The sequence below is a fragment of the Intestinimonas sp. RTP31139st1_F5_RTP31139_211217 genome, from assembly GCF_040226735.1.
Classification (GTDB): Bacteria; Bacillota; Clostridia; order Oscillospirales; family Oscillospiraceae; genus Intestinimonas; species Intestinimonas butyriciproducens.
Window position 1 is genome coordinate 35,418 of sequence record NZ_JBCOAQ010000026.1, and the last position, 11,141, is coordinate 46,558.

The 11,141-nt window shown below is 64.4% G+C and carries 9 protein-coding genes; 8 read left to right on the forward strand and 1 reads right to left on the reverse strand.

Translation table 11 applies throughout. The features are described from left to right. Positions 1 to 74 precede the first annotated feature (74 nt). Complete coding sequence (spoIIP, locus tag ABUA09_RS13740) at positions 75 to 1,247, forward strand: stage II sporulation protein P (protein WP_195969507.1); 1,173 nt, start codon at positions 75 to 77, stop codon at positions 1,245 to 1,247. 72 nt (positions 1,248 to 1,319) lie between these two features. Here the strand turns inward: spoIIP and ABUA09_RS13745 are convergent, their stop codons facing one another. After that, complete coding sequence (locus ABUA09_RS13745) at positions 1,320 to 2,600, reverse strand: O-acetylhomoserine aminocarboxypropyltransferase/cysteine synthase family protein (protein ID WP_349949425.1); 1,281 nt, start codon at positions 2,598 to 2,600, stop codon at positions 1,320 to 1,322. A 273-nt stretch (positions 2,601 to 2,873) separates the two neighbouring features. On the opposite strand from ABUA09_RS13745, the gene metF reads away from it, so the two are divergent. The 7 genes from metF to ABUA09_RS13780 all read left to right on the forward strand — a co-directional run bounded on the left by metF (position 2,874) and on the right by ABUA09_RS13780 (position 10,906). Continuing rightward, positions 2,874 to 3,758, forward strand: coding sequence for a methylenetetrahydrofolate reductase [NAD(P)H] (gene metF / locus ABUA09_RS13750; RefSeq protein WP_058116827.1), 885 nt, complete (start codon positions 2,874 to 2,876; stop codon positions 3,756 to 3,758). Next, a complete protein-coding gene (locus ABUA09_RS13755; RefSeq protein WP_349949426.1) occupies positions 3,751 to 3,996 on the forward strand; it encodes a hypothetical protein in 246 nt (81 codons plus the stop codon). Before metF ends, ABUA09_RS13755 begins: the two co-directional genes overlap by 8 nt. A gap of 27 nt (positions 3,997 to 4,023) precedes the next feature. Continuing rightward, positions 4,024 to 4,401, forward strand: a complete 378-nt coding sequence (locus ABUA09_RS13760) for a hypothetical protein (RefSeq protein WP_349949427.1) — start codon at positions 4,024 to 4,026, stop codon at positions 4,399 to 4,401. 65 nt (positions 4,402 to 4,466) lie between these two features. Continuing rightward, a complete protein-coding gene (locus tag ABUA09_RS13765; protein WP_349949428.1) occupies positions 4,467 to 6,851 on the forward strand; it encodes a homocysteine S-methyltransferase family protein in 2,385 nt (794 codons plus the stop codon). Positions 6,852 to 7,057: 206 nt separating this feature from the next. Continuing rightward, entirely contained in the window at positions 7,058 to 9,406 is a 2,349-nt protein-coding gene (locus tag ABUA09_RS13770; RefSeq protein ID WP_349949429.1) for an S-layer homology domain-containing protein, read from the forward strand. Between the two features lie 164 nt (positions 9,407 to 9,570). Next, complete coding sequence (locus tag ABUA09_RS13775) at positions 9,571 to 10,026, forward strand: MarR family winged helix-turn-helix transcriptional regulator (protein ID WP_033118795.1); 456 nt, start codon at positions 9,571 to 9,573, stop codon at positions 10,024 to 10,026. Positions 10,027 to 10,066: 40 nt separating this feature from the next. After that, positions 10,067 to 10,906, forward strand: a complete 840-nt coding sequence (locus ABUA09_RS13780) for a DegV family protein (protein WP_033118796.1) — start codon at positions 10,067 to 10,069, stop codon at positions 10,904 to 10,906. Positions 10,907 to 11,141 lie beyond the last annotated feature (235 nt).

Below are 11,141 nucleotides of genomic sequence, written 5' to 3' on the forward strand. Positions count from 1 at the left end.
TTTCAAATCCCACTCATAGCGTCCCGCAGGTCCGCATATGGTGTTAGAGAACAGAAGAAAGGACGGGGATGCCGATGAGAAGGGGACAAGGCCGGTGGTCAAAAATGCTCCGGCGGGGGACGGCCCTCTTTTTGACCACGGTCACGGTGTGGGTGCTGTCGCTGACAGCGGACATGGGAGCGGCGGCCCAGACGTTCCAGACACTGGCGGAGAGCCCCGCCTTTGTCTCCGCCGCCCTCCGGGCGGAGCTGGGGAACCTCCCGCTGGAGGACGACCCCATGAACGGCCTGGAAGGCTGGCAACGGCTGATCCTCCGCCAATCCCCGGCGCTCATGGCGTTTGAAGGCGGGCCGGACCTCTCCGGGGAACAGCCGGAGCAGGAGCCGGGGGCCACGCAGGCCCCCTCCATGGAGCCGGACGACCCGGAGGACCCCCACCAGCTTCCGGAGGTGACGACGGCCCCGGAGGACATCGTTGGAAAGACCCTCCTCCCGGTCAGCGCCGACGGCTATGACGCCGCCCAGGGGGTGTACATCGAGAACCGGCCCGGACTGCCCCTGGATGTGGCCGCGCTGGCCTCCGCCCAACTGGAACTCACCCTTCCGGAGGAGGGCCCGCAGGTGCTCATCATGCACACCCACGGCAGCGAGGCCTATACCCCGGACGGCGAGGACGTCTACACTCCCAGCGGGGAATGCCGCACGACAGACAAGACCCACAGCGTGGTCCGGGTGGGAGAGGAGATCGCCCAGGTGCTCACCGAGATGGGGCTCTCGGTGATCCATGACACCGAGCTCTATGACTACCCGGAGTACAACGGCTCCTATGACCGCTCCCTGGCGGCGGTGGAGACCTACCTGGAGCGGTATCCGACCATCAAGGTGGTGATGGACGTCCACCGGGACGCGCTGATCGGCGAGGACGGCACCATTTACAAACCCATTACCACCATCAATAGTGAAAAATGTGCCCAGGTCATGCTGGTCATGGGCTCGGACGCCAAGTACACGCACCCGAACTGGCGGCAGAACCTGAGCCTGGCGGTGAAGATCCAGAAGGAGATGAACACCCTCTGGCCCACCCTGGCCCGGCCCATCGGCCTGCGGGAAAACCGCTACAATCAACAGCTCACCACCGGCTCCTTGCTGGTGGAGGTGGGCTCTCACGGCAACACCCTCCAGGAGGCCCTGGCTGCGGCGCGTATGTTCGCCCGGGCCGCGGGGGCGGTGCTGCTGGAGCAGGAGTGAGCCCATGCGCAAACGCCCCCCTGTGCAGCGCCGTTTTGCTGTACAGGGGGGTGTCTCTCTCGTGGGGCAAATTTACCCCAGGGCCTGCGCCAGGTCCTCCAGGATGTCGTCGATATGCTCCGTGCCGATGGAAAGCCGGATGGTGTTGGGCTTGATGCCCTGGTCCAGCAGCTCTTCCGGGCTGAGCTGAGAGTGGGTGGTGGTGGCCGGGTGGATGACCAGGCTCTTCACATCGGCCACATTGGCCAGCAGGGAGAAGATCTTGAGTTTGTCGATAAACCGCTGAGCATCCTCCAGGCCGCCCTTGATCTCAAAGGTAAAAATAGAGGCGCCGCCGTTGGGGAAATACTTCTGATACAGGGCGTGGTCCGGGTGCCCTGGCAGGGAGGGGTGATTTACGCGCTCCACCTTGGGGTGCCTGCTCAGGTAGTCCACCACCTTCCTGGTGTTCTCCGCATGGCGGTCCAGCCGCAGGGAGAGGGTCTCCACCCCCTGGAGCAGCAGAAAGGCGTTGAAGGGAGAGATGGTGGCGCCGGTGTCCCGCAGGAGAATGGCGCGGATATAGGTGACAAAGGCGGCGGGGCCGGCGGCGTCCGCAAAGGATACGCCGTGATAGCTGGGGTTGGGCTCGGCGATGGGGGCGTACTTCCCCGCGGCCTTCCAGTCGAATTTGCCGGAGTCCACGATGATGCCGCCCAGGGTGGTGCCGTGGCCGCCCAGGAACTTGGTGGCCGAGTGGACCACGATATCGGCGCCATGCGCAATGGGACGGATGAGATAGGGCGTGCCGAAGGTGTTGTCGATGACCAGGGGCAGACCGTGCCTGTGGGCGATGGCGGCGATGGCGTCAATGTCCGGGATGTCGCTGTTGGGATTGCCCAGCGTCTCCAGGTAAATTGCCTTGGTGTTTGGCCGGATTGCTCCCTCCACCTGGGACAGGTCGTGGGCGTCCACAAAGGTGGTGGAGATCCCGAACTGGGGCAGGGTGTGGGCCAGAAGGTTATAGCTGCCGCCGTAAATGGTCTTTTGGGCTACGATATGCTCCCCCGCCTGGGCCAGAGCCTGGACGGCGTAAGTGATGGCCGCCGCGCCGGAGGCCAGCGCCAGGGCCGCCACGCCGCCCTCCAGGGCCGCCACGCGCTGCTCCAGCACGTCCTGGGTGGGATTGGTGAGACGCCCGTAGATATTGCCCGCGTCGGAGAGTCCGAACCGGGCCGCGGCCTGGGCGCAGTCGCGGAACACGTAGGAGGTGGTCTGATAGATGGGTACCGCCCGGGCGCCGGTGGCGGGATCGGGCTGCTCCTGACCCGCGTGGAGCTGGAGGGTCTCAAAGCGATAGGTGTCGTGGTTCATAAAAAATACCCGCTTTCTTTTTGATTTTTTTGGTGTCCATTCAAAAAGCGGCGCGGTACATTCGGCTGTTCCGCCACCGGCACAGCCCGGTTTCCAGCTCCAGATCCGTCCGGTTCACGGCGGCGTCCCCCTCTCTGCGCATTAAATTCATATTAAAATACTATGCTTTGCAGTATAAGACCGCTGCTCCCATTTGTCAAGTAGGATTTTTTCGTTGCACATTGGGCTTTGGCGTGGTAAAATAACCCCCAACGAAAAAAAGGGGTTTTTGCTATGAAGCTGTCGGAACTTCTCTCACGGGGGCGGCCCACCGTCTCCTGTGAACTCTTCCCGCCCAAGGTGGGGACCACGCTGGACCAGGTGGAGGGCGTCCTCCGGGACACCGCCGCGCTGAGACCCGATTTTATCAGCGTTACCTACGGGGCGGGCGGGAGCACGTCCAAGCGCACCCAGGAGATCGCCGTACGGCTGCAGGACACCTATCATGTCCCCGCCCTGGCCCACCTCACCTGCGTGTCCTCCACCCGGGAGGAGATATCCTCTATGGTGGCTGCCCTCCGCGCCGCGGGGATCGAGAACATCTTGGCGCTCCGGGGGGATATCCCCCGGGATGCGGACTTCCCTTCCCCGGAACACTACCACTATGCCAGTGAGCTCATCGGCCACATCCGAAGCCTGGAGGGCGGAAAGGAGCTGTGCATCGGCGCGGCTTGCTATCCCGAGGGGCACGTGGAATGTCCCCACCGGGAGGACGATATCGATTTCCTGAAGCGGAAGGTGGACATGGGGGTGGACTTCCTCACCACCCAGATGTTCTTTGACAACGATGTGCTCTACCGTTTTCTCTACCGGGTGCTGGCGAAGGGGATCACGGTGCCGGTGATCGCGGGCATCATGCCGGTGATGAGCGTCAAGCAGATCCGCCGCTCCTGTGAGCTCTCGGGCACTGTGATGCCCCCGCGGCTCCAAGGCATAGCCGACCGCTTCGGCGACGACCCCGCCGCCATGCGGCAGGCGGGCATCGCCTACGCCACAGAACAGATCGTGGACCTCGTCGCCCACGGGGTGGAGCACATCCACATCTACACGATGAACAAGCCCGATGTGGCGGCCAGGATCATGGCCAACCTCTCGGATATCATCCGGCCCCGTGGCTGAGATCGACTGGAAGGAGGCGCGCCGCTACCTGGGGCTCCACAGGGGCGGCGGTACGGTGGACGAGGTCCTGGAGGCCGGCCTGCGGGACTGCGGACGGGCGCTCATGGCCTGTGCCCGTCCCAGGAGCGTCTGGCGGCGCTTTCCCCTGGCGCTGGGCGAGGGCTGGGTGGAGACGGCGGGCCTGCAGGTGGAGAGCCTCCACCTCCGCCGGCATCTGGAGGGCTGCACGGCGGTCTGACTCTTCGCGGCCACACTGGGACCGGAGGTGGACCGGCTCCTCCACCGCGCCTCGGTCACCGACGTGAGCCGGGCGGTCATGATCCAGGCCTGCGCCGCCTCCCTGCTGGAGGTCTACTGCGACGAGTGCTGCGCCGCCATCGCGGCCCAGACGGCCGCCGAAGGGCTCACCCTCCGCCCCCGGTTCAGCCCCGGCTACGGGGACTTCCCCATCTCCTGCCAGCGCGCCCTCCTGCGTGCGCTGGAGGCCCCGAAGCGCATCGGCCTCACCGCCACGGAGACCATGATGCTCACCCCTACCAAATCGGTCACGGCTCTGGTGGGCCTCTCTCCGGAGGCCGCTCCCTGCCGGCCAGGCGGCTGCCGTGCCTGCGGCAAGGCCGACTGCGCCTTCCGTCTGGAGTGAGGGCCTGGCCCCATCCGCAGAGCACAGCAGCCAGACCCTGAACAACATTCCAAGGAGGACTTTTCATGGATATCCGAACCGAGCTGGGCCGCCGCATCCTCTTCTGCGACGGAGCCATGGGCACGATGCTCCAGGCCGCCGGCCTGCCCGCCGGGCGGGAGCCGGAGCTCTGGAACCTGGAGCGTCCCGAGGTGGTCCGCGCCCTCCACGGGCAATATCTGGCCGCCGGAGCGGACATCATTGCCACCAATACCTTTGGAGCCAACGGCGTGAAGCTCTCCGGCCACCCGCTGGAGGAGATCGTCGCCGCCGCCGTCCGCCTGGCGCGGGAGGCGGTGGAGGAGGCCGGCCGCGGCTGGGTGGCCCTGGACGTGGGGCCCACCGGACGGCTCCTTCAGCCCATGGGGGACCTGCCCTTTGAGGCCGCTGTGGAGGCCTATGCCCGGGAGATCCGGGCGGGCGTACAAGCGGGGGCGGATTTGGTCTTTCTGGAGACCATGAGCGACCTGTATGAGGCCAAGGCGGCGGTGGTGGCCGCCAAGGAGAACAGCGACCTGCCCATCTTTGTCACCCTGGTGCTGGATGAAAAGGGGCGGCTCCTCACCGGAGGCGACATCCCCTCCGCCGTCACGCTGCTGGAGGGGCTGAGGGTGGACGCTCAGGGACTCACCTGCGGCCTGGGGCCGGACCAGATGGCGGAGCTGCTCCCCACCCTGCGGGCCTATACCCGCCTGCCCATCATCCTCAACCCGAACGCGGGGCTTCCCGAGTGCGTGGACGGTTGTACCCGCTTCGGTGTGGGGCCGGAGGCGTTCTCCGCCGATCTGGCCGGGCTGGCCCGGGCCGGCGCCTGGGTGGTGGGAGGGTGCTGCGGCACCACCCCCGACCACATTGCAGCCGTCGTACAGGCCTGCTCCGGCATCACGCCGCGCCCCCTGTGCGCGGAGCGGCGGACCCGGGTCTCCTCCTACGCCCGGACCGTACCGTTCGGCGACGGCCCGGTGCTCATCGGCGAGCGCATCAACCCCACCGGTAAATCCCGGCTCAAGCAGGCTCTGCGGGAGCGGGATATGGACTATATCCTCCGGGAGGCCGTCTGCCAGCAGGAGAGCGGGGCCATGGTGCTGGACGTGAATGTGGGCCTGCCGGAGCTGGACGAGCCGGAGATGATGGCCCTCCTCATCCCGCAGCTTCAGAGCGTCACCGACCTCCCTCTTCAGATCGACACCTCCGATCCCGCCGCTATGGAGCGGGGGATGCGGCTCTACAACGGCTGCCCGCTGGTAAACTCGGTAAGCGGCAAAACCGAGAGCATGGAAGCGGTATTCCCGCTGATGAAGAAGTACGGCGGCGTGGCCATTGCCCTGACGCTGGACGAACAGGGCATTCCGGCCACGGCGGAGGCACGTCTGGCCATCGCCCGGCGCATTGTGGAGACGGCGGCGCGTTACGGCATCCCCAAGGAGGACCTGGTGTTTGACACGCTGGCCATGGCGGTGAGTGCGGAGCCCACTGCCGCACGGACCACCTTGGAGGCCCTGGCCCTCATTCGGTCGGAGCTGGGCTGTCACACCTCCCTGGGGGTCTCCAACATCTCGTTCGGGCTCCCCCAGCGGGAGAAGGTGAACGCAGCCTTTTTCCTCATGGCGCTGGAGCGTGGGCTCTCGGCGGCCATCCTCAACCCCAATTCCGCGGCCATGATGGACGCGTTCCGCGCGTTTTGCGCCCTGAACGGCCAGGACGCCAACTGTCAGGCGTACATTGCGGCCATGGCGGGAGAAACCTCCGCGCCGCCGGACCGGGCACCGGCGGCTTCCGCCGCGCCGGATCTGCCCTCTGCCGTGATCCGGGGCCTCCGGGAGAGCGCCGTCCAGGCCGCACAGGCGGCGCTTGCGGAAAAGACGCCGATGGAGATCATCGATGCCGCGCTGATTCCCGCCCTGGACCATGTGGGGACCGAGTTTGAACAGGGCCGGATGTATCTCCCTCAGCTCCTCATGAGCGCCGAGGCGGCCAAGGCCGTCTTTGAGCTGCTACGGGAGCGGATGAGCCAGGGGGACGGCGGCCTTCCCGCCTCCAAGGGCAAGGTGGTGCTGGCCACCGTCAAGGGTGATGTCCACGACATCGGCAAAAACATCGTCAAGGTACTGCTGGAGAATTACGGGTATCAGGTCATTGACCTGGGAAAGGACGTCTCCCCCGAGACCGTGGCCGATGCGGCGGTCCGGGAGGGGGCCGGCCTGGTGGGGCTCTCCGCCCTCATGACCACCACGGTGGGAAAGATGGAGGAGACCATCCGGCTCCTGCGGGAGCGAGCCCCTGGGTGCAGGATCATGGCCGGAGGAGCGGTGCTCACCGAGGAGTACGCCCGGCGCATCGGCGCGGATTTCTACGGCAAGGACGCCATGAGCGACGTGCGGTATGCCGACGGCGTGACCGGACGGGAGTGACGCCTCAGCGGGCCCCGGAACTACTTCCGGGGCCCGCTTTTTCAGCCGGTGTCCGACGCTTTGGGATGCTCAAAAAATGGAATTGGTCAAAAGCGGCATACTTCCAGTTGCTTTTTTGGGACGGGAACGTTATACTTTATAATAATACCTGCTGTAGATTTTTATGTATACCGTTTGTAACGGTCCACTCCTTGGAGGTGCGCTGAATGAAAACGAACCGACTCCTCTCCTGCGCGCTGGCGCTGGCCGTGACTGTGTCCGCGCTGGCGCTGCCCGCGTCCGCCGCCACCGCGTTCCCCGATATCCAGAGCCACTGGGCCAAGAGCTATATCGAGGAAATGACCGACGCCAATATGTTCAAGGGCTATGAGGACGGGACCTTTAAGCCGGAGAACAAGCTGACCACCGCGGAGGCGCTGGCTCTCTGCGCCCGGGCCGTGGGACTGGATGAGAACACCAGTGCCGAGATCGCCGACGACTATAAAGAGGCGGTGGACGACGTACTGGACGACAGCCAGTCCTGGTTCTACCGGGAGTTCGCCATCTGCCTGGCCGCGGGGATCCTCACCGAATCCGATCTGAAGAGCCTTACCCAGTCCGGCGCGCTCACCAAGCCCATCGTCAAGGAGGATCTGGCGGTCTACCTGATCCGCGCCATGCAGCTCGGCCCCATGTCCGAGCGGCTCTCCTCCTACCCCATGAGCTTTGACGACACCGCCTCCATCAGTGAGAGTGCCAAGCCGTCGGTCTATCTGCTGAGCGTGTACGGCATCGTCCAGGGGGATCAGAACAACGATTTCGGCCCAGACGGGCAGGTCACCCGGGCCATTATGGCCACCATGCTCTCCCGGGCCATTCGCTACATGGACGCCCACGGCACCGATCCGGACCTGCCGGAGTACACCAGCTATGCCTTCCAGCAGGGCGTCATCGCGGCCACGCCCGCCGAGGGCAGCGGCGGCGCGCTGATCCTCACCCTCAACGACGATCTCACCGGAGCCACGGCCTATTCGGTGTCCCTGCCCTCCGGCGTGACCATCTATGAAAACAATATGGAGTCCACTACCTCCGCCCTGAAGGCCGGCCGTCACGCACGGGTCTGCCTGGACGGCAGGGGGACCGCCTATGCCGTCCGCGTCAGTGATGCGCTGGAGGAGTTTGAGGCCACCGTCAACGGCATTGACGGCTACGACATTGCGATTACCCGCAGCGGCCAGGGGGAGATACTCACCATGGACCGCTTCACTCAGGTCCAGGTGGGCTCCAAGACCACCGGGGACCGCTCCATCGTGGATGCGGATGCCGGGTATACCAGCGCGGTCTGCAAGCTGGATGACCAGGGGCGTCTGGTGGCCATCCGCCTCGATGGCGGTACCCGTACCGAAGAGGGCATTCTTGCCGGGTATACCAAGGCCAGCGGCACCACTGCCGCCAGCATCCAGGTCATCGGGTTCGACGGTGTGACCCGTACCTTCTCCGTCCCCTCCGGCGCCACCACCACCGTCAACAGTCTGGTGAGCAACCTCAATAGCAGCTATGAGGGCGACTATGTGTCCCTGCGGGTCTCCAACGACAGCAATGCCGTGGTCACCGCCGCAGTGGATACCGTTACGGAGTATGTGCAGGGTGCGGTGAAAGCCACCTCCTACGCCAGCGACGTCAATACCATCACGGTGACCAATTTCGACACAGGCAAGGCCACCTCTTATGACGTGTCTAAATCCGCCGTCATCACCTATAACGGCGAGACGACTCTTCTGCGGAACATCAAGAAGGACTACTTTGTCACCCTCCGCCTCTCCGGAGGCGATGCCGCCCTGATTGAGGCCTATCCCGGCTCCACCGTCACCGAGGGCGTCATTACCGAGCGGATCTTCAGCGATACCGACACCACCGTCACCTTCGTCGTGACGCAGGAGGACGATACCCAAGTGAGCTTCAAGGTGGACCTGTCCAATCCCCCCGACATTGAACGGGACGAAGCCGACAGCACCATCGACAAGCTCCGCACCGGAGACTCTGTGGAGGTCACCGTCCGCTACAATGAGGTCACTCGCATCACAGCAACCTCTCAGAGCGCCACTGTCATCGGCACCGTGGACCGCATCATCCAGGAGAAGAACGGCTACACGCTGGAGATGACGCTCTCCGACGGGGAGGAGGTCTCCTACACCGTTACCTCCGGCGTCTCCGTTACCCAGAGCGGCAAGAGCGTCAACCTCTCCTCCCTGCGGCCCGGCTACAAGCTGGGACTGGTGGTGAGCGGCGAGCAGGTGGTCTCCATTGAGATCCAGCAGGCCGTCAACTCCAGCAATAAACTCACCGGCACCGTCATCTATGTGAGCACCTCGGACAAATACATCTATCTCCGCTGTGTGGACGAGGCCGGCAACGAGGAGATCGTTACCGTGAACGCGCCCTCCGGCACGGTCATTCTGGATGTGTCCACCGGCGACAGCCTCAGCCTGAAGTATCTGGAGGCGGGCGACATCATTGAGGCGAATGGCGCCTACGACGGCGCGGAGTTCGATGCCACCGTGATCCTGAGACAGTGATTGTATGAAAAAAAGGTCCTCCGCCGCCCTTGCGGCGGAGGACCTTTTTTTGTGTGCGGAACGGTTTTTATTTTGAGATTCCAAATAGAGATTGACAGCGGCAGGGAAACCGTGTATGATGCATATGCTTTGATATTCAAATAAATATGGAAGGAGGAACCAGTGTGAAGGGGAATCGGGCTGAGCTCAACCGCTTTCTGGTGGAGGTATTCGACGAGATTTTGAAAACAGAGGAGGAGAGCCTTGCCGGGAGCTTCAGCGACTTGTCCCTGCGGGAGCTGCACCTCATCGAGGAGGTGTGCCGGGCGGAGGATGAGGCCCGTGACAATCGGGCCACCGCCATTGCTGCGGCCCAGCGGGTGACGGCGGGAACCCTGACCACTGCGGTCTCCCTTCTGGAGCGGAAGGGCTACCTGGAACGGCGGCGGGACGAGCGGGACCGCCGGGCCGTTCGAATTTGGCCCACAGAGAAGGCCCGGGCGGCCGACCAGGTACACGCCGCATTTCACCGCGAGATGGTGGACGAGATCCTGAAGACGCTCTCCGACCAGGAGGCCCAGGTGCTGGTCAGGGCGTTGGGCAGTCTCACCGCCTTTTTTCGGGAAAAGTACGAGGCGTAGCGCCCGGGACGCCTACTTTTAAACTGCGAGGAGAAGAAATATGGTACGCATCATCACTGACAGCACCTGCGATCTGTCCAAGTCCCGCCAGGTGGAACTGGGGGTGGAGGTGGCTCCGCTCTCCGTCCACTTTGGAGCGGAGACCTTCCGGGACGGCGTAGATCTTACAAACGGGGACTTCTATGCCCGGCTCCGCCGGGCGGAGTCCCTGCCCACTACGTCCCAGGTCAATCCCGAGGATTTTGCCGCCCGCTTCCGGGCCTGCCGGGAGGCGGGAGACGAGGTGGTGGGGATTTTTATCTCCTCCCTGCTCTCCGGCACCTGTCAGTCCGCCTGCATTGCCCGGGGTATGGTGGAAGATACGCATATCTTTGTGGTGGACTCGGGGACGGTCACCTTCGGGCTGGGACTGTTGGTGGAGCGGGCCGCGTTTCTGCGGGACCAGGGCCTCTCCGCCGGCGAGATCGCGTCCGAAGTCGAGCGGCTCTCCGGGAGGCTGCGGTTCTACGCCGTGGTGGAGACCCTCAAATATCTCAAAATGGGCGGGCGCATTTCCGCCGCCACCGCCGTTGTGGGCGGGATGCTGGGGATCACGCCGATCCTGAACATTCGGGACGGTGTGGTAGAGGCAGCCGGAAAGTCCCGGGGGCGCAAGGGCGCCTACCAGTGGATGGAGGAACGGATTAAAAAGGAGCCGGTGGATACCGCGCTGCCGGTGGCCTTTGGACACTCCGACGCTCCGGCCGTTATGGCGGAGTGCGAGGAGTACTTCCGGGCGCGTATCCCTGGGATGACCGTCTATGAGAGCGATATCGGCGCCGTCGTGGGCACGCATGCCGGACCTGGATGCGCCGGGATCGCCTATTTCGTGAAGGAGTGAGCACAGCCTGGGGCAAGAGGAGCGTGCCCACGGCGGTACGCCGCGCAGCGGCCTCCAAGGGATCTGTCCGTGAGGATGGATCCTTGCCGCAGGCGGAATTGATTTCCGCCGCGCAAGTAAAATCTAAGGGGCCCCTTCGCGGTCGGCCGCGAGGGGAGCGCCATCAACGCCTGGACGCTGGAACAGAGCAAAAAGCTGTGGGGAGCGCTCAACCGCAGGAGCTACTAACACGCGG